This is a genomic window from Humibacter antri (assembly GCF_054777235.1).
In genome coordinates, this window is sequence record NZ_BAAHAW010000021.1 from 28,832 (window position 1) to 51,151 (window position 22,320).

General features: G+C 67.2%; 24 protein-coding genes. 1 reads left to right on the plus strand and 23 read right to left on the minus strand.

Going from position 1 to position 22,320, the window contains the following annotated elements; translation table 11 throughout:
- Positions 1-8 precede the first annotated feature (8 nt).
- The 11 genes from ACYVDK_RS09330 to ACYVDK_RS09380 form a co-directional block, all read right to left on the minus strand.
- The gene (locus tag ACYVDK_RS09330) at positions 9-254 is read right to left on the minus strand and encodes a hypothetical protein (protein WP_460520977.1); all 246 of its coding nucleotides are present in this window, start codon (positions 252-254) and stop codon (positions 9-11) included.
- A gap of 25 nt (positions 255-279) precedes the next feature.
- Complete coding sequence (locus ACYVDK_RS09335; RefSeq protein WP_460520979.1) at positions 280-576, minus strand: hypothetical protein; 297 nt, start codon at positions 574-576, stop codon at positions 280-282.
- A 44-nt stretch (positions 577-620) separates the two neighbouring features.
- The gene (locus ACYVDK_RS09340; protein WP_460520981.1) at positions 621-2,357 is read right to left on the minus strand and encodes a cation:proton antiporter; all 1,737 of its coding nucleotides are present in this window, start codon (positions 2,355-2,357) and stop codon (positions 621-623) included.
- A 121-nt stretch (positions 2,358-2,478) separates the two neighbouring features.
- A complete protein-coding gene (locus ACYVDK_RS09345; RefSeq protein ID WP_460520983.1) occupies positions 2,479-3,072 on the minus strand; it encodes a lysozyme family protein in 594 nt (197 codons plus the stop codon).
- 257 nt (positions 3,073-3,329) lie between these two features.
- The gene (locus ACYVDK_RS09350) at positions 3,330-3,872 is read right to left on the minus strand and encodes a DivIVA domain-containing protein (protein WP_460520985.1); all 543 of its coding nucleotides are present in this window, start codon (positions 3,870-3,872) and stop codon (positions 3,330-3,332) included.
- Positions 3,873-3,957: 85 nt separating this feature from the next.
- Positions 3,958-4,971 (minus strand): phosphatidate cytidylyltransferase, encoded by a 1,014-nt coding sequence (locus ACYVDK_RS09355; RefSeq protein WP_460520987.1) that lies wholly within the window; start codon positions 4,969-4,971, stop codon positions 3,958-3,960.
- Between the two features lie 7 nt (positions 4,972-4,978).
- Positions 4,979-5,533 carry a ribosome-recycling factor gene (frr, locus tag ACYVDK_RS09360; RefSeq protein ID WP_460520989.1) on the minus strand — a complete coding sequence of 185 codons (555 nt, stop codon included), beginning with the start codon at positions 5,531-5,533 and terminating at the stop codon, positions 4,979-4,981.
- Positions 5,534-5,602: 69 nt separating this feature from the next.
- Positions 5,603-6,316, minus strand: coding sequence for a UMP kinase (pyrH, locus tag ACYVDK_RS09365; protein WP_440295033.1), 714 nt, complete (start codon positions 6,314-6,316; stop codon positions 5,603-5,605).
- Positions 6,317-6,432: 116 nt separating this feature from the next.
- Positions 6,433-7,260 (minus strand): translation elongation factor Ts, encoded by an 828-nt coding sequence (tsf, locus tag ACYVDK_RS09370; protein WP_460520991.1) that lies wholly within the window; start codon positions 7,258-7,260, stop codon positions 6,433-6,435.
- A 39-nt stretch (positions 7,261-7,299) separates the two neighbouring features.
- The gene (rpsB, locus tag ACYVDK_RS09375) at positions 7,300-8,271 is read right to left on the minus strand and encodes a small ribosomal subunit protein uS2 (RefSeq protein WP_460520993.1); all 972 of its coding nucleotides are present in this window, start codon (positions 8,269-8,271) and stop codon (positions 7,300-7,302) included.
- Between the two features lie 266 nt (positions 8,272-8,537).
- Positions 8,538-10,031 (minus strand): sugar porter family MFS transporter, encoded by a 1,494-nt coding sequence (locus ACYVDK_RS09380; protein WP_460520995.1) that lies wholly within the window; start codon positions 10,029-10,031, stop codon positions 8,538-8,540.
- Positions 10,032-10,198: 167 nt separating this feature from the next.
- On the opposite strand from ACYVDK_RS09380, the gene ACYVDK_RS09385 reads away from it, so the two are divergent.
- Positions 10,199-10,792: a M23 family metallopeptidase gene (locus ACYVDK_RS09385; RefSeq protein WP_460520997.1), complete on the plus strand. Its 594-nt coding sequence runs from the start codon at positions 10,199-10,201 to the stop codon at positions 10,790-10,792.
- A 131-nt stretch (positions 10,793-10,923) separates the two neighbouring features.
- Here ACYVDK_RS09385 and ACYVDK_RS09390 read toward each other — a convergent pair whose 3' ends face one another.
- The 12 genes from ACYVDK_RS09390 to nirD all read right to left on the minus strand — a co-directional run bounded on the left by ACYVDK_RS09390 (position 10,924) and on the right by nirD (position 22,025).
- The gene (locus ACYVDK_RS09390; protein WP_460520999.1) at positions 10,924-11,829 is read right to left on the minus strand and encodes a tyrosine recombinase XerC; all 906 of its coding nucleotides are present in this window, start codon (positions 11,827-11,829) and stop codon (positions 10,924-10,926) included.
- Between the two features lie 123 nt (positions 11,830-11,952).
- Entirely contained in the window at positions 11,953-13,329 is a 1,377-nt protein-coding gene (locus ACYVDK_RS09395; protein WP_460521001.1) for a DNA-processing protein DprA, read from the minus strand.
- Positions 13,326-14,861: a YifB family Mg chelatase-like AAA ATPase gene (locus ACYVDK_RS09400; protein WP_460521003.1), complete on the minus strand. Its 1,536-nt coding sequence runs from the start codon at positions 14,859-14,861 to the stop codon at positions 13,326-13,328. The genes ACYVDK_RS09395 and ACYVDK_RS09400 overlap by 4 nt, the downstream gene beginning before the upstream one ends.
- Positions 14,861-15,226 carry a YraN family protein gene (locus ACYVDK_RS09405; RefSeq protein WP_460521005.1) on the minus strand — a complete coding sequence of 122 codons (366 nt, stop codon included), beginning with the start codon at positions 15,224-15,226 and terminating at the stop codon, positions 14,861-14,863. Before ACYVDK_RS09405 ends, ACYVDK_RS09400 begins: the two co-directional genes overlap by 1 nt.
- Before the next feature lie 178 nt (positions 15,227-15,404).
- Positions 15,405-15,728, minus strand: coding sequence for a DUF2469 domain-containing protein (locus tag ACYVDK_RS09410; protein WP_170024148.1), 324 nt, complete (start codon positions 15,726-15,728; stop codon positions 15,405-15,407).
- A 316-nt stretch (positions 15,729-16,044) separates the two neighbouring features.
- Entirely contained in the window at positions 16,045-16,941 is an 897-nt protein-coding gene (locus tag ACYVDK_RS09415; RefSeq protein ID WP_460521008.1) for a ribonuclease HII, read from the minus strand.
- Between the two features lie 10 nt (positions 16,942-16,951).
- The gene (gene lepB, locus ACYVDK_RS09420; RefSeq protein WP_460521010.1) at positions 16,952-17,716 is read right to left on the minus strand and encodes a S26 family signal peptidase; all 765 of its coding nucleotides are present in this window, start codon (positions 17,714-17,716) and stop codon (positions 16,952-16,954) included.
- Between the two features lie 259 nt (positions 17,717-17,975).
- Positions 17,976-18,323, minus strand: a complete 348-nt coding sequence (gene rplS / locus ACYVDK_RS09425) for a 50S ribosomal protein L19 (RefSeq protein WP_460521012.1) — start codon at positions 18,321-18,323, stop codon at positions 17,976-17,978.
- 230 nt (positions 18,324-18,553) lie between these two features.
- Entirely contained in the window at positions 18,554-19,048 is a 495-nt protein-coding gene (locus ACYVDK_RS09430) for an MFS transporter (protein ID WP_460521014.1), read from the minus strand.
- Between the two features lie 98 nt (positions 19,049-19,146).
- Complete coding sequence (trmD, locus tag ACYVDK_RS09435; RefSeq protein WP_460521016.1) at positions 19,147-19,830, minus strand: tRNA (guanosine(37)-N1)-methyltransferase TrmD; 684 nt, start codon at positions 19,828-19,830, stop codon at positions 19,147-19,149.
- Positions 19,831-19,861: 31 nt separating this feature from the next.
- Positions 19,862-21,499 carry an acyl-CoA dehydrogenase family protein gene (locus tag ACYVDK_RS09440; protein WP_460521018.1) on the minus strand — a complete coding sequence of 546 codons (1,638 nt, stop codon included), beginning with the start codon at positions 21,497-21,499 and terminating at the stop codon, positions 19,862-19,864.
- Positions 21,500-21,644: 145 nt separating this feature from the next.
- Positions 21,645-22,025: a nitrite reductase (NAD(P)H) small subunit family protein gene (gene nirD / locus ACYVDK_RS09445; RefSeq protein ID WP_460521020.1), complete on the minus strand. Its 381-nt coding sequence runs from the start codon at positions 22,023-22,025 to the stop codon at positions 21,645-21,647.
- Positions 22,026-22,320: the final 295 nt, after the last annotated feature.

Here is a 22,320-nt window from a genome sequence, read left to right on the forward strand (position 1 = left end):
GTGCGTCTTCACTCAGAGCTCAGATCGAGTAGGCGTGCGCTGACGCGCACCGTATCGAGATCCAGATCGAGTAGGCGTGCGCTGACGCGCACCGTATCGAGATCCAGATCGAGTAGGCGTGCGCTGACGCGCGCCGTATCGAGATCCAGATCGAGTAGGCGTGCGCTCACGCGCACCGTATCGAGATCCAGATCGAGTAGGCGTGCGCTCACGCGCGCCGTATCGAGATCCAGATCGAGTAGGCGTGCGCTCACGCGCGCCGTATCGAGATCCAGATGATCACACGATGCGCCAGCATCCGCTGTGCCAATGACGTCTCGCCTCAAGATCGGCGGTGTCTCCGGTCACTCCATCGGCACGCCACACCACCACGTGTGCGACCCCAGGCGCGATCACGCCGCCGCATCCGGGGCACGTGTAGTTCTTGATGGCCGACGCCCCGCCCGCGGGCTGCACGTGCCACTCGCGTTCCCTGCGCACTTCGGTGCGCCGCCATCCGTCCAGGAGCCGGCTCAGATCACCGTACTCGTGGTGCCCTGCAGCGCCGCGCTTGCGGGGGTGGTTGTTGCGCGGCATCCGCCCATTTTACGATCCGCCCGTGCGAGTCGCGTCAGGCGACCTCAGTCCCCTGCGTCGCGACGTTCCAGGCGGGCCTCCTCTTGGTCGAGCAGCGACTGGGCTTTACTCAGAACCCGCGACGGATAGGCGCCCTTCGACCGCGCCTCCAGCAGCGCCTCGCGCTGAGCGTCGATGGCGATACGCAGCAGCAGTCCGTACTGAGCGTGCGGACCCACCGCGCTCTGACCATCGCGAACGGCCGCGCGTTCCCACGTCGCCTCTGCGAGCACCCCGATGTCGTCGCGAAGGCGTTGCACGACATCCGGGTCGACGGACTGCCCCTCGGGCAGACCGATGTCGGGCGCGTCGATGGCCCGATCGGCGGCCTCGGCGATCTCGTCGAGGAGCGACGCCAGCTCGCGCGTGTCGGCGGCGTCATCCGTTCCGCGAATTCTGGTCAGCCTGATGATCCAGGGCAGCGTTCCGCCCTGCGCGAGCAACGACACGATCGCGACGACGAACGCGATGAGGATGAGCTGCGGTCGATAAGGAGTGCCGTTCGGCAGTGACTGTGCGGCCGCCAGCGTGACGACTCCGCGCATGCCTGCCCAGGTGAGCACGACCCCGTCGCGCCAGCCGACGTTGTTCTTCTGAAGGTCGACCATGTCGGCGTCGCGTTGCGCGATCCGGTGTTCTGCCCGGTCTGCGCGATGCTGAACCCGGTCGTCGTCGAACCGCTCCCGCCACGCCTTCATGCGCTCCCGGAGCGTCGAAAGACGTTCGCGTCCGTCATCCGCCCGACCGGCGGCTCTGCGCACGCGCCACAGCACGGGGGCGACGATCAGTGCCCGCACAAGCAGTAGTACGACGACGACCAGCAGGCCGAGCGCGAAAGTCTCGGGAAGTCCGATGTCCGGATGCTTCACCGATGCCTGCACGAGTCCGGTGAGCTGCCCGCCCATGATGAGAAAGACACCGTTCTCGATCACGAATGCGATCACGCGCCAGTTCACCCGCTCGCTGATGCGCGACTGCGCGCTGAACTTGCGTGCCGCCTGATGCCCGGAGTACAGGCCGGCGACGACGACCGAAAGAGCGCCGGACGCCTGCAACGCTTCCGCTGGGATGAACGCGGCGAAAGGCACCACGAACGAGAGCACCGTGTCGAGCACGGGTTCCGAGAACTTCGAACGCACCCACACTGTGACGAATCCGATCACCACGCCGACGACGATCGCGACGACGACGGACTTGGCGAAGTCCCCTGCAACACTCCAGAGGCTGACGGATGCCGCCGTGGCAGCGATTGCTGACTTCAGCAGCACCAGCGCGGTCGCATCGTTGACCAGGCTCTCGCCCTCCAGCAGAGTGACGTCTCGCGCCGGCAGGCCCAGCCGTTTGGCGACCGCTGTCGCCGCGACGGCGTCCGTCGGGCTGACGACCGCCCCGAGCGCGATCGCCGCGGCAAGATTCAGCTGAGGCAGAAGTGCATACAGAATGAAGCCGATCACGACGGCGGAGATGACCACGAGCACGACGGAGAGCATGCCGATGCCTCCGAGGTTGCGCCTGAAGTCGACGATCGGCACCTGCACGGCCGCCGCGTAGAGCAGAAGCGGCAGGAGCAGGTCGAGCACCACCTCGGGGTTCAGGGCGAGATGTGGCGCGCCGGGCACGAACGAGTACGCGATTCCGATGACGACGAGCACGATGGGCGTGGCGATGCCCAGCTTCTTGGAGAACACCGCTGCGGCGACGAGCACGACGATGCCGGCGATGACCAGAAGCGCGTACTCCATGCGGTCAGCTTATGGGCGACTCAGCGTCTGTCATGAGAGCTCGCTTCCGAGACAGACACGTCGGGGCCGGTGAGCTGCGCCGGTGATCGGCGCGACCGACGAGAGTGCCGGACCAGGCCGCCTAATACCAGCCGGTCGACTCGGAGTGGCTCCATGCGCCGCATGGTGTGCCGTAGCGTCCGTCGACGTAGCCGAGTCCCCAGTTCACCTGGGTGACGAAGTTCGTCGCCCAATCGGCGCCCGCCGACGCCATCTTGCTGCCCGGGAGTGCCTGCGGGATGCCGTAGGCACCGGTGCTCGAGTTGTACGCGTAAACGTTCCAGTGCGACTCGCGGTTCCAGAGCGCGACGAGACAGTTGAACTGGTCGGCGCCCATGCCCTGGGACGCGAGCACTCCCTGCGCATATGCCTGGGCGCTTCCCGGGTCGGGCGTGCCTGCGGCCGGTGCGCCACCCGACGAACTGCCTCCGGAGGACGAGGATGCCGCGACGACCGGTTTCACGACCGGCTTCGGCGCCTCCTTGGAGCTGAAGGTGTCGATGCTGACCGTCTCGGCCGTGGCTTTGCCGGACACGTCGAGTTTCTGTATGGGCTGGTCGAGGAATCGAGAATGTGCTGACGCGAACTCGGGAGACGCTGTCGCTCCGGAGTACGGGTCGACGATGTTCACCAGGAAGAACCCGATGGCGGCGAGGAAGGCCACGCCGACGACCACGGGACGCGCGCCCCGCCGGAGCCGCGTCTGCGACCGCCGACCGCTGGGGCGGTGCCGCTGAACCGACTCGGGCCGCTGAACCGGCTGGGGTCGCCGAGCGGACGCCTCCACCGCGCTTCGGGTCGGTGTCGGAGGCTCTGCTAGGTGTCGTACTCGCCTGCCCACGATCACACCACGATAACGAAGATCGCCCGGAGGGCAAAAGCGATTGCCATGCGATTCGCCTTATCGCCGGAATCTCGGGCCGAGTTCGCGCGTCAACGGACGGCCAGCATGACATCCACGACGGCATCCAGCAGGAGGTCCGCCTGGGCCTCGCGGTACCCGTGGCGCTGCTGCCGGAACACGACCGTGCGCACCTCATCGACCGACATCGGCATGCCGTCTCGGAAGTAGCGGGTCAGCCGCTTCGCGAATCGGTCGACCTCACGCTTGTTGTATCCGATCGTGAAGATGCTCGTGCGTTCGAATCGATGCCCCTCCGGCCGACCGAGCCGGTTCAGGATGACTTGGGCCGTGCCCCGCGCCTCGTCCAAGAAGCGACGCTCTCCCAGCTCTCGGCGAGTCTCGGTGCGCTCGCGTGCTGCGAATGCGTCCTCGAGACGCTCCAGTGCCCCGTCGACCAGATCGGGCTGATAGCCGCCGCGCTGCAAAGCGAAACCGGTGCGCCGGATGTCTTCGGCCGTCAAGGGCACGTCGGGATCGCCCTCGTAGGCGCGGCGGGCGAGCCGCAGGAAGCGGTCGACCTCTTCGGGGTCGTATCCGCGTTTGCTGCGTTTGACAGTGGGGAACGTGGCCACGGGCTCATTCTCTCAAAAGGGTTGATGTCTACCTCAAAGCGAGCCGTGGGCGCGTGGCGGCCCACAAGCATCCGGCCTCCACCTGCTAGCGGAAAAGCGGCTCGAAGATCACGTATAGCACGTAGGCGAGCGCGACAGAGGGAAGGATCGAGTCCAAGCGATCGAGGAATCCGCCGTGTCCGGGCAGCCAGGAACTCATGTCTTTGATGCCGATGTCACGCTTGATCAGCGATTCCGTGAGGTCACCCATCGTCGCCGAGATCAGGATGAGCGCACCGAACACGAGTCCGAACCACCACGGCGCGTGCAGCATGAAGATCGCGAGCACGATCCCGGCGACAAGCGCGGTCGCCGCCGCTCCGGCGAACCCCTCCCAGGTCTTCTTCGGGCTGATGGTGGGCGCCATCGGATGCTTGCCGAACGACAGTCCTGCCGCATACGCCCCGGTATCCACCGAGACGACGACGATCAGCGCGGCCAGAGTCCACCATTGTCCGTGCGGTTGTGCGACGAGCAGCACAGAGAAGCACGCCAGGAACGGCACGTAGAGAATGGCCAGCACAGAGGCCACGAGGTCGCGCACGAGTGCCGGCCCTCCGACTCGCCTCGACGCCGGCAGCCCTTCGGCGATGCGCCAGAGCCAGAGGAACAGGATGCCCGCGATCGCCACGACCCACTCCCCCGACGCGTGGAGGTAGTACGCGGCCGGTACGAGCACGACGCCGACGACGGTGAGTGCGACGCGCGGCACGCGGAGTCCCGCGATGCGCAGCGCAGTGGCGAACTCGAACCCGGCGAACCCGGCCAGTGCCGCAGCGAAGACGATGAAGATCTCTTTGACCACGATCAGGCTGACCAGCAGCAGTGCACCGCCGACCAGCCCGATCAGGATCGCGAAGATGAGATTGCGACCGGTGCGCTGCTGGATCTTCTCATTGGTGGCATCCAGCTGCGCCCTGGTCGCCTGCACCTGCGCCTGGACCTGGCGCTCGATGTCGGCCCGGCGATCGCGGATACGGCGCCCGAACGGCGACGCCCCACCGTCATGACGCGCGCCGTCGTCCGGCGGTGGCGGGGATGCGTCAGGCGGCTGGGTCATCTCAGGCTCAGACCTCGAGGAGTTCGGCTTCCTTGCGCCCCAGGGCATCGTCGACCTGGTCGATGTGCTTCTTCGTCATCGACTCGAGCTCCTTCTCAGCGCGCGCCACCTCGTCGTCACCCACCTCGGACTTGAGCGCGTCGAGCTCGTCCTTCGCCTTCCGGCGGATGTTTCGGATCGACACGCGGGCATCCTCCGCCTTCGAGCGCACGATCTTCACATACTCCTTGCGACGCTCTTCGTTGAGCTCCGGCATGGTGATCCGGATGATCGTGCCGTCGTTGTTGGGCGTCGCACCGAGGTTCGGGGCTGCGACGATCGCCTTCTCGATCTCCTTCAGCGCGGACTTGTCATATGGCGTGATGATGAGCGTGCGCGCCTCGGGGTTCTGCAATGAGGCGAGCTGCGCGAGCGGAGTGGGCGTTCCGTAGTAGTCCACGAGGATGCGCTGGAACAACTGGGGATTCGCCCGCCCGGTGCGCACCATCGAGAAGTCGTCCTTGGCCACGTCGACGGCCTTCGTCATGCGATCGGTCGCCGTGGCGAGTGAGTCAGCGATCACCTGTCGCTCCTTCGTTCGTTGGGGTCAGCTCAAGCTTAGGGCCGCCGGGGCCCGGCGCCCGGCGTACGCTCAGCCGCCGACGATCGTGCCGATCTCCTTGCCCAGGATGGCTGCGGTGACGCTTCCCTCCGGCTCGATTCCGAAGATCTGCATCGGCATCGCGTTATCACGGCACAGGCTGAGCGCCGTCGCGTCGATCGCCTTCAGATCGCGCACGAGGGCGTCCTGATACGTGATGCGCTCCAGCTTGACCGCCTCCGGATTCTTGCGCGGATCGTCGCTGTAGAGGCCGTCGACGCCGTTCTTGGCCATCAGCACAGTGTGCGCACCGATCTCCAGGGCGCGCTGCACCGCCACGGTGTCCGTCGAGAAGTAGGGCAGGCCGGCGCCCGCACCGAAGATGACGACGCGACCCTTCTCGAGGTGGCGTTCAGCACGGCGCGGAATGTACGGCTCGGCCACCTGCGTCATGCTGATCGCCGATTGCACCCGCGTCTCGGCGCCTGCCTGTTCCAGGAAGTCCTGCAGTGCGAGCGCATTCATCACGGTTCCGAGCATGCCCATGTAGTCGGCGCGCCCGCGGTCCATCCCGCGCTGGCTCAGCTCCGCTCCACGGAAGAAGTTTCCTCCGCCGACGACGACCGCGACCTCGACGTCTTCTGCGGCCCGTGCGATCTCCCTGGCCAGCGAGCTCACCACGTCGGGGTTCACGCCAAGGGCGCCGCCACCGAACGCCTCACCGGACAGTTTGAGAAGTACCCTCCGTCTCGTGGCAGTTGGCATGTGGCGAGTCCCTTCTCGAGCGTGTACGGAATCTAACGTAGTGGCGGCCGACTAGGCCGTAAGACAACAAAAAGGAGTCCGGATCGGTGGACGATCCGGACTCCTCTTCACCGTTCTCAGGCGCCGACCTTGAATCGGGCGAAACCCGTGATCGCGATGCCTGCGGCGGAAGCGACCTTGCCGACGGTCAGCTTGTTGTCTTTCGCGTAGTCCTGGTCGAGCAGCGAGACCTGCTTGAAGTAGGCGCCGAGACGCCCCTCGATGATCTTCGGCAGAGCAGCCTCCGGCTTGCCCTCGTTGCGCGAGATCTCCTCGACGATGCGGCGCTCGTTCTCGACCTTCTCGGCCGGAACGTCGTCGCGCGTGAGGTACTCGGGGTTGGCGAACGAGATGTGCTGGGCGATGCTGCGCGCCGTCTCTGCATCGTCGCCGGTGTAGGCGAGGATGACGCCGACCTGTGGAGGCAGGTCCTTCGATGTGCGGTGCAGATAGATCGAGAACGCGTCGCCGTCGAGGCTCGCGAAGCGACGCAGGTCGACCTTCTCACCGAGGATCGCGGCCTCGTCGTTGATGACGTCGGCCACTGTCTTCGTGGCGGCCGGTGCTGCCAGCGCTTGCTCGAGCGTGGTGGCGCCCGCCTCGACGACGGCCTCCTCGACGCCGCCCGCGAGGGCGATGAACTTGTCGTTCTTCGCGACGAAGTCGGTCTCGCAGTTCAGCTCGAGCATGTACGCACGACCGTCGTGTTCGCGAGCCGTGACGAGGCCCTCGCTCGTGGAGCGGTCCGCACGCTTGGCGTTGCCCTTCGCACCCTTCAGGCGCAAGATCTCAGTGGCCTTCTCGATGTCTCCATCGGCCTCTTCGAGCGCCTTCTTGGTGTCGACCATGCCGGTGCCGAGCTGCTCACGCAGCGCCTTGATGTCGGCGATGCTGACGTTTGCCATGGTGATGTGAACTCCTGAAAGAAGAGAAGAAAGGGTGGACTACTTGGCTTCGGCGGCTGCGCCCTCGGCGGCCTCATCCGCTTCGACGACGGCCTCGGCCTCGGCATCCGCGCCCTCGACGTCCGCCTCGGACTCGGTGGCCTCGACCTGCTCGGCCTCCTCGTCGACGATGGCAGCGGCTTCGGCCTTGCCCTCGGCGAGGTCGGCGTCGGCGACCTTGGCGGTCTCGGCGCTGGACTGCACTGCACCGTCGCCGGTCTCCAGCAGCTCGCGCTCCCACTCGGCCAGAGGCTCAGCGCCCTCCTCGCCCTCTTCGGGCTTCTGGTGGCGCTGGATGAGACCCTCGGCCGCCGCGTCGGCAACGATGCGGGTGAGCAACGAAACGGAGCGGATCGCGTCGTCGTTGCCCGGGATGGGGTACTGCACCTCGTCAGGATCGCAGTTGGTGTCGAGGATGGCGATCACCGGGATGCCGAGCTTGCGCGCCTCGTCGATGGCGAGGTGCTCCTTCTTGGTGTCGACGACCCAGATCGCGCTCGGGGTTTTGCTGAGGTTGCGGATGCCCCCAAGCGACTTGTGCAGCTTGTCGAGCTCCCGCTTCTTGATCAGCAGTTCCTTCTTGGTGAAGCCGCTGGTCGTGCCCTCGAAGTCGAGCTCCTCGAGCTCCTTCATGCGCGCGAGGCGCTTCGACACGGTCTGGAAGTTCGTGAGCAGACCGCCGAGCCAGCGCTGGTTCACGTACGGCTGACCGACGCGCTGCGCCTGCTCGGCGATGGCGTTCTGCGCCTGCTTCTTCGTGCCCACGAACAGCACGGTGCCGCCGTGTGCGACGGTCTCCTTGACGAAGTCGTACGCCTTGTCGATGTAGGCCAGCGACTGCTGGAGGTCGATGATGTAGCTGCCGCTTCGCTCGGTCAGGATGAAGCGCTTCATCTTCGGGTTCCAGCGTCGGGTCTGGTGTCCGAAGTGCACTCCGCTGTCGAGCAGCTGGCGCATGGTGACGACGGCCATGGCCGTTCTCCTTGTCTCAAGGCGCTGGGCGCGAGGGCTGCAGCATGCCTTGGTCGGTTTCTTCGCGAGAGCCGGACGGCCTCGCACCTGGCGCCCGACAGTCATCCGCTCCGACCGGAGTCGAAGACCGATGGATTCCTGTACCGATTCGCGAAGATTCCGAGCGATCGGAACTCCGCCGGCGAACGGGCGCGCGTAGTCACCCCGACGAAGCCGGGGCGCCCGACCATCATAGCAGGGGCGGAATGGCCGTCAGCCGTCAGCCGTCAGCCGGCTTCGGCGTGCTCGCGATGCAGGTGCCCCAGCTTGGTCTTGTCTTCGAGCTCGAGCCCCGTGATCTCCGGCAGCGCCGAGAACACGAACCAGAAGGACAGCGCTGCGAACAGCGCGAACCCCGCGTAGACCCAGCCGAGACCGACCGCCTGGCTGAGGATCGGGAAGAGGAGTGTGACGAGAAAGTTGAAGATCCAGTTGAATGCCGCCGCGATGCCGAGTCCGAGTCCGCGGATCTTGTTCGGGAACACCTCGCCGAGCACCACCCACATCACCGGACCCCACGTGGCGGCGAAGAAGATGACGAACAGATTCGCACCGATGAGGGCGATGACCCCCCACGGCTGCGGCAGTGTCACCGTGCCGCCGGAGGTGTGCGCTTGCGAGAACGAGATGGCCGCCAGCACGAGGCCGACGAACATGCCTGCTGATCCCCAGAGCAGCAGCACCTTGCGTCCGACCCTGTCGACGAACAGGATCGCCACGAACGTGAGCACCACGTTGATCACCGAGGTGATGACGGAGGTGACGAACGAGTCGCTCGAACTGAAGCCGACGGACTTCCACAGCGTCGTCGAGTAGTAGAAGATCGCGTTGATGCCGACCAACTGCTGGAATGCGGCCATGCCGATGCCGATCCACAGGATGGGCTGCAGGCCGAGGGCCTTGCCTCGCAGGTCGCGGTAGCGGGCGCGGCGCTCGCTCTCCAGGCTCTCTTCGATCTCATCGATGCGCTTGTCGATGTCGATCGCCCCGGTCACGTCACGGACCACCGATCTGGCCTCGTCGCGTCGACCTTTGCGCAGCAGGTACTGCGGCGATTCGGGAATGGAGAGCGACAGGATGCCGTAGACCACGGCGGGAACCACGCCGACCAGGAGCATCCACCGCCAGGCGGGCAGCCCCAACCAGAGCGTGCGCATCGCGTTGCCTTCTGATCCGGCGAGCGCGGCATCCGACAGCAGCGCGAGGAAGATGCCGAGTGTGATCGCCAGCTGCTGCAGGGAGCTGAGGCCACCGCGAAGCTTCGCCGGCGCGATCTCTCCGATGTAGGCCGGCGCGATGACCGACGCGATGCCGATGGCGAGGCCGCCGATGAACCGCCAGAGCATGAGGAACCAGTCGGCGAACGCGAGCCCCGATGCGATCGAGCTCGCCACGAACAGGATGGCCGCGAGCACCATGACGGACTTGCGGCCCCAGGCGTCGGCCAGTTGCCCTGCGAACCAGGCGCCGACGGCGCACCCGATCAGCGTGATGGCCACCGTGAAGCCGACCGCTGCGGATCCGAGGTTGAACGTGTGCTGGATCGAGTCGACCGCGCCGTTGATCACCGACGTGTCGAAACCGAATAGCAATCCGCCCAGTGCAGCGGAGATCGTGACGCCCAGCACCTTGCCGGTGTGCGCGGTCCCCGTTCTCGAATTCGCGGCCGCGGACTGCCCGCCCTCTGTCTGGTCCTGCTCGTTCGTCTGACTGTCCGACATCGAGATCGCCCCCTCGCTCTCCCGTTGGCACGCCAACAGTTAGCACGCTAACACCACGCCGGGCAGATGAGACCGTCTTCCCCTCCCCCGCCGCCCCGTCCGTCTCGTACTCCACAGCAGGGCCGGTACCGCCCTGCCACGACGACGGTCGGTGTCAGGATCTCGACATGTCGCCGCCGCGCCGTCTCATCGCAACCCGAGCGCTGAGCACCGTCGCGGCGGCGGCTCTGACGCTCGCGCTCGCCGGCACCCCCCAGTCGGCGAGCGCGAGTCGCTCGGTTCCGAAATCTGCGACATCCGCTCCTGTCACAGCATCGTCGTCGGCGTCGGGTTCAGCCGGGGAAGCGAGTGACGCCGGCTGGATGTGGCCGGTCGCCGGCACGCGCACGGTCTTTCGCCCGTACGAAGCGCCGGCATCGCGCTACACGGCGGGACATCGCGGCATCGACATCGCCACACCACCGGGCACCCCGGTCGTCGCCCCCGAGTCTGGAACGGTACGGTTCGCGGGCGTCGTCGTCGACCGACCCACCATCACCGTGCAGACGGGCCAGGGGGTTCTGATCAGCATCGAACCCGTTACGACGACCATTGCCGTCGGAGGCCTCGTACTCCGCGGCGGCGCACTGGGTGTCGTCGGTGATGGCGGGCATTGCGACGGCACCTGCATACACCTCGGCGTGCGGGTCGGTGGCGAGTACGTCTCACCGATGCGGTTCTTCGGTGGTGTGCCACGCGCCGTGCTGCTGCCGTTGCGGTGAACTCCGTTCTCGAACTGCCGCGCCGCATCCGATCCCGCGTCGCTGCGGCGGCTGCGTTTCCCGCACAGCCGCAGCGACCGGGTGGACGCGAGGAAGGGACCACACCGCTGCACGAGTGCGGCTGCACCGGTTCACGCGCGCGGGTGCGCCCGCTGATACGTCTCCTTGAGCCGCTCCGCCGACACATGCGTATAGAGCTGGGTGGTGCCAAGGCTGGCGTGGCCGAGCAGCTCCTGCACGGCACGCAGGTCGGCGCCACCGTCGAGGAGATGCGTCGCCGCCGTGTGCCGCAGCGTGTGCGGGCCCGACGGTCCCGACCCTGGGAAGTCCTCGAGCAGCGAGGATACGAGACGGTAGACGGTCCTGGTGCCGAGTCGACCACCGCGGGCGCCGAGGAAGAGCGCCACCGAGTCAGACCCGACCGCGAGCGCCGGACGTGCGGTTCGAAGGTAGTCGACGATGGCGTTCAGCGCGGGCACACCGAACGGGACGACCCGTTCCTTCGAACCCTTGCCTGTGACACGCACCGTGAGCCGGTCCAGGTCGACGTCTGCGACGTCGATGCCGGTCAACTCGGAGACACGTAGCCCTGACGCGTACAACAGTTCGACCACGGCCAGATCGCGCAGCCGCCCGGGGTCGCCGTCTCCGGCCCGATCCTTCAGCCGGCCGAGCAGATCTGCGGCCTGCTCTCGCGTCACCACCCGCGGGAGCCTCCGGTCCGCCTTCGGAGCGCGCAGTCGCCTGCCGGTATCGACAGGGGCGGCGCCCGACCGTTCGAGCCAGGCGGTGAATCCGCGCGCGGCCGCTGCCCGGCGGGCTATCGACGCCTTCGCAAGCCCGTCCTGCTGCGATTTCCACAGCCAGTCCCGAAGAAGAGGAAGGCTGAGGTCGGCGGCTGCCTGCGCCCCTCCTTGTTCGGCGAATGCGCCGAGCGAGCGCAGATCGGAGCCGTAGGCGCGCACCGTGCTGGACGAGTATCCGCGCTCGATGCGCAGATGCGTCTCGAAGTCCACGATCGTCTCGTCCCACGACATGGTTCCAGCTTGGCCCCGCTCCGTACCGTGCAGGACCCGACACTCTCGAAGCGGTGTTCTCGTCCCCTCGGGGAAAGTTCCAGCACGCCCGGAGGGACGTTCTCGCACCCGCGGGTTTGGTCCTCAGGGGCGGCGCGGAATCGCCCGCCAACCATTGGCATCCTCCCGCACCCTGGCCTCCACCTCGAGCGTGCCCAGCACGCCGATCACCACGCCCACCGCCAGGCCGGAGCGGGCTGCGATGTCGCCAGGCGTCCGCCGGGTCCTCGTTCCGAGCGCATCGAGTACGCGCACCGTTTCCGCACTGTCACGGCCTGCACCGCTGCCGTGTGTCGTGACGTCGTGTCGAGCACTGCCACCCGCAGGAACCTCTGATGCGTCGCGCGCGAGTGTGACTTCGGATCTACTCGAGCGTGGCGTGACGAGTTCGGCGATCTCCCTGGCGTTCGTGACACAGACCGCGTCGTACTCGCGCAGCAACCGGTGGCAGCCGGCGGATGAGGGCGAGGTCACCGGACCAGGAACGGCGCCGAGGGGCCGTCCGAGGGCGGAAGCGTGCCCTGCAGTGTTCAGCGATCCTGATCGGGCTCCCGCCTCCACGACCACGGTCGCTTCGCTACAGGCTGCGATGAGCCGATTACGCTGCAAGAACCGCCACTTCGTGGGCGCCGCACCGCACGGCAGCTCGGACAGCACCACGCCGTGCAGCGTGATGCGATGCAGCAAGTCATCGTGACCGGCCGGGTAGAAGCGATCCACCCCGCCGGCGAGGAAGGCGAGCGTAAGCCCACCAGCAGCCAGTGCCGCGCGATGCGCCATCCCGTCGATGCCGTAGGCGGCTCCGGAGACGATCGCGTACCCGAGTTCGACCAGGCCCGCGGATGCCTCGCCCGCCACGTGTTCCCCGTAACCGGTGGCCGCTCTGGCACCGACAAGTGCAACGCCGACGCGCTCCCGGGCGATACGGGCCGGATCTCCGCGGGCCCAGAGGGCGATCGGTGCGTGCGGTCCGAGGTCATCCGCACCGGCGGACCACGGGCCGCAGTCGCTGCCGGGAACGAGCAACCGGGCTCCGACGCGCGTGGCAAGCAAAAGCGCGCGTTCCACGTCACCGGATCGCATTCGGGGACGCCAGCGATCGAGCCCGGCCTTGAGTTCATCCGAAGCCCCCTCTGATCCACCCACCCCATCGATGGATCGACGTGACGGGTCGGCGGACGCCCGTGGGGCACCGGGCCGCCCCGGCGAAACGGAGTGAACGTCGTTCGCAGTGCGGCTCTGCGCGTCGCGCAGCGCGAGGCGGAGCGCCTCGACGGCCCCGCGCTCCGCGACCAACGCTCCAGCTGTGCCATCGCCGGGCTCGGTGATCACGGACCAGGCCGCTCGCGCGAAACGGTGCGCGATCTCGTCATCGGTGAAGTCGACGTTCCCGCCCTGGGACTCGCTGACACCGGTCACGAGCGCTCTGATGTGCGCCTCGTCGAGTCCGAAGACAGTCATGTCGCGACTCCCTTTCTGAGGTAGAGCGCGGTACCGATGTGCACGGCGGTCGGATGCTCGGCACCCGCCACATCCGCGATCGACCAGGCAAGCCGCAGCGAGCGGTCGTATCCGCGCATCGTGATGGCGCCGCGCTCCAGCGCCCGGTCGAGCACAGACGTCGCACCGCGCGGGAGCATCCGTGAGTTCTCTCGAAGCCAGGAGCCGGGCACCTGAGAATTGGTGCTCCATGGCGTACTTGCAAGCCGTGCGGAGGCCGCTTCGCGCGCACGAACGACTCTCGCGCGAGCTTCGGCCGTGCCGGTTCGGGGCATCCCGGCACTCAATTTCAGCTGCGCCGCCGTCACCCTCCGAACGCTGAGTCGGATATCGACGCGGTCGAGAAGCGGTCCCGAGATCTTGCCCAGGTATCGCCGGATGGCGGAAGGCGCGCAGGTGCACTCGGCGTCGCCGACGTTGTACTGTCCGCATGGGCACGGGTTTGCGGCCATGATGAGCTGGAATCGGCCAGGGAACGTCGCCATGGCGTTGGCGCGATGAATGCGGATCTCACCCGATTCCAGCGGCTGCCGCAGCACATCGAGCACGGAGCTCGGAAACTCCGGCGCCTCATCGAGGAACAGCACACCGTGTGCGGCCCGCACGGCCGCTCCCGGTCGGATCTGCCCGCTGCCTCCGCCTACGATCGCGGCAGCGGTGGCGGTGTGATGCGGAGCTTCGAAGGGGGGACGGGTCACGAGGCCGGTGACGCAGCCTCCGACCAGCGAGCGGATCGAGGTGGCCTCGAGCGAGGCATCCGTGTCGAGATCGGGAAGGAGCCCGGGCAGCCGTTCTGCCAACATCGTCTTGCCCGCACCGGGTGGTCCGAGCAGGAACATGTGGTGGCCGCCCGCCGCGGCGATGACGAGCGCCTCGATGGCCTCTTCGTTGCCGACGACCTCGGCAAGGTCCGCGTGTGTCGTGTCGGGACCATCCGGCTCTCGCGTCGCCGCCCACGCCTCGACGGGCACCGGGTCGAGCTCGGCGCCGTGTCGAATCGCCGCTTCGTGTAGCGACGCCACCGGGATCACTTCCATGCCCGGCACGAGTCGTGCTTCTTCCGCGTTGGCGGCGGGCACCATCACGCGGCCAAGGCCGGCCCGAGCGGCCCCGATGACTGCGGGAAGCACTCCGGGAGTCGGACGCAACCTGCCGTCGAGCCCTAGCTCGCCGAGATGGACCGTCGATGCCACGGAGTCCAGCGGCACATCTCCGGCCGCCGCGAGTGCGGCCAGCGCAACACCCAGGTCGAATCCGCTGCCATGTTTCGGCAGCGCCGCCGGCGACAGACTGACGGTGAGCTTGCGCGATGTGATCGGAAGTCCCGAGTTCGATGCCGCGGCCCGCACGCGGTGGCGGGACTCGCCGAGCGCGGCATCCGGAAGTCCGATCACCGAGAAGGCCGGCAGCCCCGGCGATATGTCGGCCTCGACGTCGACGACGTGCGGGGTGAGGCCGACGAGGGCGATGCCCTTCGTGCGTGCGACGGCCATCAGCACACCCCGATCAGGTGTTCGATGACGACGTCGCGATCAGCGATGCCGTCGGGCGCCAGCACGGCGATGGCGTCGATCCGCAACGAGCCCGGAGGGTGCTCTACCGTCTCGCACCATACGCCCGCAAGTAGACGCAGCCTGGCGGCCTTGACCGGGGTGATGGCGTCGAATGGATGCCCGTACACGGTCGACGAACGCGTCTTGACCTCGACCACCGCAACCTCGCCGCCACGCTCGGCGACGATGTCGATCTCGCCCCTGGCGCATCGCCAGTTGCGCGCGATCACACGGTAGCCGCGTGCCTTCAGATAGCCGGCCGCGAGCTCCTCGCCGCGCCTGCCCAGTTCGTCCTTCTTCGCCATCGGGTGCCTCCACAGCCAGAGTGGCGGGAGGGAGACCGACGACATGGCCGCGGAGCGTCCGATCGGGAGAACCTCACGATCCGCGTGCCTGGGGACGGAGGGCCGGGCGCAGCAATGGTGGAATGCGAGGCACCTCGATCACGCGGGGAAGCAGAGCCGCACACGCGCCTCGAGGTCGCTATTCGTCGAGCGCGAGCTCCTTCGGGAGCTCGAACTCCTTGCTCGAGAGCTCCTCGATGTTGACGTCTTTGAAAGTGAGCACGCGTACGGACTTCACGAAACGATCAGCGCGGTAGACATCCCAGACCCAGACATCGTGCATCGTGATCTCGAAGTAGAAGTCGTTCGCGGTATCGCGACGCACGAACTCCACCTCGTTCGCCAGGTAGAACCGGCGCTCGGTCTCGATCACGTACTTGAACTGCGAGACGATGTCGCGGTACTCGCGGTAGAGGGCAAGCTCGACCTCGCGGTCGTAGTCGTCGAATTCGTCTTCGTCCATTTCCGATAAGTCTAGAGGCGATTGAGGGTCGCACGGGCGAGCTTGCTCGAACGGGCGGCCCGATCGAGTCTCTGAACGGCGAAGCCGTGATAGAGGCGATTGAGGGTCGCACGGGCGAGCTTGCTCGAACGGGCGGCCCGATCGAGTCTCTGAACGGCGAAGCCGTGATAGAGGCGATTGAGGGTCGCACGGGCGAGCTTGCTCGAACGGGCGGCCCGATTGAGTCTCTGAACGGCGAAGCCGTGACAGAGGCGAAGCCACGAGGGAAGCCGGTGGAGACACTGCGGAGCTCGTCCGCGCCGCCGCGCTCCCGTTGCTATGCGGCGGTCTCGTCTGCGCCTTCTGCTGCCGACGCTCCGGCCCCGTGCATGACCTCTTCGCCGAGATCCAACTCGAGTTGCACCTCCCTACGCTCGCGGTGGAGCCAGGTGCGGCGATGCAGCGGGCTCGGCCCGAGGCGATCGATCGCCTCGAAATGCGCCTGGCTCGCGTACCCCTTGTTGCTCGCCCACGCGTACCCGGGGATGACGGCATCCTGTTCGATCATGATCGCGTCGCGGTGCACCTTGGCGATGACGGATGCCGCGGCCACCGATGCGCAGGACTGATCGGCCTTGATGCGCGAAACCACGGGCACATGCACGGGAAGCGCCCTGGAGAGGTAGTCGTAATTGCCGTCGAGGATGATCGTGCCGGCGTCGAGCGGGGCACCGGCGGCCTGCAGAGACGCGAACGCCCGCGCCCCCGCCATGCCGAGACAGGCCATGATGCCGTACCTGTCGATCTCCTCGGCCGATGCGAGACCCACTGCGTGGTGGCGCACCCACCGCGTGCAGGCAGGGGCGAGCTCCTCGCGCTTGGGCTCCGACAGCAGCTTGGAGTCGCGCAGGCCCTTCGGCCAGCGGCCGACTTCAGCGTCGACCACCACCATGCCTACGGCAACCGGGCCGGCGAGTGCTCCGCGACCGACTTCGTCGCACCCGATCACGACGACGCTGCCTTCGATGTGCAGTTCGGTCTCGAACCGATAGTCGGGGGTGGGGGGTCGTTTGCGCCTGCTCGTGCGTTTCGTCGGAGTGCGAGGGGCCGGCGCCCTGCCTGTGGAAGCGGCGCCCGTAGAAGCGCTGGCCGTAGAAGACGTGCGGGCCGTGGACGCACTGGCCGTCGTCACGCCCCCTGCCGGCGTTCTGGCATCCGTTGTTCTCGCCGCCACGTCGTCGACGTTACTTCTTGTCGTCCACGACGCCGCGGAACACGTCCGGATAGTTCGAGAGCCAGGTCCAGTGACTGATCGGCCAGCTGATCAGAATGGCGCGACCCACGACATCCTTCTCGGGCACGAATCCTTTGCCTGGCAGGTTCTGGTTACGAGAAGAGTCCTGCGAATCCCATCGGTTGTCGCCCATCACCCAGAGATCGCCTCGGGGAACGGTGACGTTGAAGTGCAACGAGGCCGCGTCGTTCTCGCCCGGTGGCAACTTGATGTACGGCTCGTTGAGCGGCGATCCGTTCACGCTCAACTGGCCGAGCGCGTTGCAACACGACACCCGGTCGCCCGGCAAGCCGATCACCCGCTTGACCAGGTGGTCATCACTGTCCGGAGCTGCCAGTCCGATCAAGGACAGCGCCCATTCGACCGGGTTCGTGCTCGTCTTCTTCTCCGTCGATGGCGGCAACCATCCACCCGGATCGGTGAACACGACCACGTCGCCGTGGGAGATCGGCATGAGATTCGGCTCGAGTTCGTTCACGATGATCAGATCGTTGATCTGCAGCGTGTTCTCCATCGAGCCGGACGGGATGTAGAACGAACGGACGATGAACGTCTTGATCAGGAACGAGACGAGGATCGCGACCAGGAAGATGATCAGCAGATCACGCAGGAAGTACTTGACGCTGCGCTGTTTTGTCTTCGTCTCCGACGCCGCGCGGTTCGACCGCCTCGACAGGGACTCGTCGTGCCGGCCGGGCAGAGATTCGTCTGTCATCTGTGTGTGAATTCCCGCCCTCGAACCGCTCGAGCCGGCCCCTCAACGACCTGAGCTCCCGCCTCATCATATCGGCGACTGCGGCGAGGGCTGGGCGAGCTTGCTCGTCTGGCCGAACCGACCGAGCCGTCGAGCGGCGGAGCCGCGTGAAGGGGCGGGAGCTCAGAATCGTGATGCGGGTGAGAGGGGTATACGCTTCGGCGGGCACTGAGTCCGCGCCCCGCGTTGCTATGTGCGACGACGAGAAGTCGTCGTCGCATCAGACGTCGCGACGCTCTTTGATCTTGGCCTTCTTGCCGCGCAGTTCGCGGAGGTAGTAGAGCTTCGCACGACGCACATCACCGCGGGTGACGACCTCGATGTGGTCGATCACCGGCGAGTGCACCGGGAAAGTGCGCTCCACTCCGACCTGGAAGCTGACCTTGCGCACGGTGAAGGTCTCGCGCACACCCTCGCCGCTGCGCGCGATGACGACGCCCTGGAAGACCTGGACGCGGGAACGGTTGCCCTCGGTGATGTTGACGTGCACCTTGACGGTGTCGCCCGGACGGAACTCGGGAACGTCGCTACGCAACGAGGCGGCATCGAGGGCGTCGAGGATGTGCATGATGATTCGCTCTCTGCGCCCGCCACCGGTCGAACGCGGATCAAGTGGATGAAGAATGTGGATGTTGCGCCGTTCGCGCTTCGCTCATGAAGCGCAGTGCGTGACTCCCCGGAGGCAGAGCACGTGCCACGGCACGGTCTTCCATTCTGCCACGAAGCGGGTGCCCGGCCAAAACGTCCGTCGCCGACCGGGCGTTCGCACGGGTGGCGGCATTCATGTCGGTGATGCGTTCAGTGACCCGACTCGTGCACGATGATGACTTCGCCGTCTTCCGGCCCCCGACGTCGACTCGGCCCGTCGGCGGTCTGCTCCGCTGTGCCGGGCGCGGCGGATGCCCGTGTCACCGCCGACGAGACCCGGTCACGCCACTCGCGCACCAGCTCCCACAGCGTGAGCCAGAACGTTCCGAGACCGAGGACGACCGCCGCGAGCCCGAACGCGACGCCGGTGGCGCCGAAGAAGCCGAGGCCCACGAGGGCGAGGTGGAAGGCGAGCGTGGCTGCGGCATCCCACCAGCCAGGCGCCTTCCTCTCGCGCACACGAGGACGCAACCTCGTGAGCCCGGCAAGCACAGCAAGAAAGACGAAAAGCACCCCGGAGCCGAGGAAGAGCAGAAAGAACCCGCCGACACCGCTGCCGAAGATGCCGAAACCCACCAGGAGCCACAGCGGAAGCACCGGAACGGCGACCAACTGCCACCTCAGAAGAGCCCTGCGCAGCGCCATGCGGCCAGGCTAGGCGCCGGCCATGCGCATCGGCTGGGAAGGCGGGCGAGTTCGCCGAGGGCGTGACGGCGGCTCGAGCGCGCCCCCTGGGCGTCCCGTCAGCCCTCGTCGAGCAGATCGGGCCGCACGCGGCGGGTGCGTTCGAGCTGCTGCTCGCGCCGCCACGCCGCGATCGCACCGTGGTTGCCGCTGAGCAGCACAGGCGGCACCTCGCGCCCGCGCCAGACGGGCGGCTTCGTGTACGACGGGTACTCCAGCAGGCCGTCTTCGTGCGACTCCTCGACGAGGCTCTGCGGATTGCCGACCACGCCGGGGATCAGCCTCGCAATCGCCTCCACCATGGCGAGCACGGCCACCTCTCCCCCGTTCAGCACGTAGTCGCCGAGGCTGACCAGCCGCACGCGGGCGCGGGACTGAGCGTCGTCGAAGACGCGCTGGTCGATGCCCTCGTAGCGTCCGCACCCGAACACGAGGTGCTCCTCCTCGGCGAGGTTCTTGGCCAGGCGCTGGCTGAATACCTCGCCTGCAGGCGACGGGAAGATGACGACAGGGTCGCCGGAAACGACAGCATCCAGCGCCTCGCCCCAGGGATCGGGCTTCATCACCATTCCGGCGCCACCGCCGTACGGGGTGTCGTCGACCGTGCGGTGACGGTCGTTCGTGTAGGAGCGCAGATCGGTCACGCGCAGGTCGATGATCCCATTCTGCCTGGCCTTGCCGAGCAACGAGATGTCGAGGGCATCGAAGATCGCGGGAAAGATCGTCACGATGTCGATGCGCACACCGTGAAGTCTAGGAGGAGCGTGCCGCGGGTCAGGCCCGGGCCAGGAGCGCCCCGACGTCGACGCCGGAGGGCAGCGTGCCGTAGAGCGCGTCGCGGCCCTCGCCGAGGCGGGATGCGCAGAAGGCGTCGGCGACGGCATGCGGTGCACCCGTGATGAGCACCGCTGCCTGAAGCGCGACGGCGAGGTCCTCGGCGAGGCGGCGCGCGTCGAACGCGACGGAATCCGGATCGGATCCGGCTGCCTGTGCGATTCGCCGGTCGAGCGAGCGCAGCGCTTCTCCGAGCCGGCGATCTGCGGATGCCGCGGAGGCGAGTTCGTCGCGGACAGCGGCCACGGCATCCGGTTCCCTGGACAGCACCCGCAGGATATCGAGCGCTATGACGTTGCCCGAGCCCTCCCACACGGCCATGACCGGCTGTTCGCGGTAGCGACGGGCGAGCGGGTAGTCCTCGGTGTAGCCGTTGCCGCCGAGGCATTCCAGCGCCTCATACGCATGCCCGGGGCCGCGCTTGCAGATCCAGTACTTGGCTGCGGCGGTGGCCAGCCGTCGGTACGCCGCTTCGGAGTCGGAGGCATCCTCGTCGTGCGCCCTGGCCAGTCGCAGCCCCAGCGCCGTCGCCGCCTCGGACTCCAGCGCCAGGTCGGCGACGACGTTGCGCATCAGCGGCTGGTCGATCAGCGTGCGGCCGAACGCCGCGCGGTGTCGCACGTGACAGGCCGCCTCCGCGACGCTCTGCCGCATGCCGGCCGCCGTGCCCAGCACGCAGTCCAGCCGGGTACGCGCGACCATCTCGATGATCGTGCGGATCCCCCGACCCGGCTCCCCGACGGCGTACCCGACAGTGCCGTCGAACTCGACCTCGCACGAGGCGTTCGACCTGTTGCCGAGCTTGTTCTTGAGCCGCTGAATGCGGAACACGTTGCGCGATCCGTCGTCGAGCACGCGAGGGACGAGGAAGCAGCCGATGCCGGCATCCGTCTGCGCGAGCACGAGGAACGCGTCGCTCATCGGCGCAGAACAGAACCATTTGTGGCCGGTCAGCAGCCAGACATCACCCGCCGGTTGCGCGATCGTCGTGTTGGCGCGTGCATCGCTTCCACCCTGCTTCTCCGTCATCGCCATGCCGAACAGGGCTCCGGGCTTGCCCGAAACCAGTCGGCCGTCGTATTCGCGGCTCAGAATGCGCGGCATCCATTCGGCGGCAAGCTCCGGTTGCCGGCGCAGCGCAGGCACGACCGCATGGGTCATCGAGATCGGGCACGCGTGTCCTGCCTCTATCTGGGCGAAGAGCATGAAGGCGGCGGCGCGTGCGACGTTGGCGCCGGGCCGGGGCCGTTCCCACGCCGACGTGTGCGCGCCGTGTGCGACGGCCGCACCGATGACTCGGTGATACGACTCGTCATAGTCGACCTCGTCGAGGCGGATGCCGCGCCGGTCGAAGACGCGCAGCACCGGCTCGTGCACGTTCGCGAGTTCCGCGTCGCGTTGGAATGCGGCACTCCCGACGAGTGTGCCGATCGACGTGAGCTCGCCGAAGGCCCACGCCGCGTCGTGTCGTGCGACACCCTCCACGAGGGCTGCGTTCGTCGTGAACTCGTCGACGTCGACGCGGTCCGGTGCCTGGTTCGTGACGTCGTGCGTGAGATGCGGTGCCGGTCTCGCCATCGAGAGCCGTCCTTTCGGCCGAAGGGTGCGCATCCATCCTCACCCAGGGCGTGAAGAAACAAGCACTCGCAGGGTCGGAAATGCGCAAGCTCGGCGGGACGAACGCGCACCATCGGCACGACGGACGCGCACGCTCGGAAGGCGGTCAGGCGGCGAGGGCGATCTCGATGTAGCCGGCCACGATCCTGGTGCGATAGGTGGCGAGGGCGGGGCCGGGCTCGCTCAGGCACTCCCCCGTCGCCAGGTCGTACACCTGCTTGAGCAACGGCGACGCCACTGTGGTGCGCTCGCCCTTCGAGCCGACGATGCCCCTCGCGATCACCGGGGCGGAGGTCTTCGGGTCGATGTGGTCGACGGCGTACAGTTCATGGTCGTCGAGCCGGAAGAGCGCGACCTGCCGCTCGGCGACGAGCACCGCCTCGCCCCATCCCGCCTCGAGGTCGTCGACGAGGCATATCCTCTGCCAGCGATTCGGCGGTGCGATCGGTGCTGTGCCGGTGGCAGGTCGCTCGACGGTCAGCGTCATGGTGTGCCCCTCTCGGCCGGCGGTGAGAAGCCCGGTGATGTGCGGGCATCCGTCAGGCCATCGAACGTGGTGTCGTGATCGACCATAGGAGTCGCTTGTTACGGCGGGTCGCACGGGTGTTTCGGGGGCGTGAAGTCCGCCTCACCGTGCACGACGCCGCGTAGAAGGTGCGCTGTAACGGCTGTTCACAACCACGAAAAGCGTTCGAAACAGGCCGCCCCTAGCCTCGGGAGCAGTTCGGGCACAGCGGCCGTGCGCCGGCCGCTCGCCGCGGATCGGCGGTCGACACACCGAT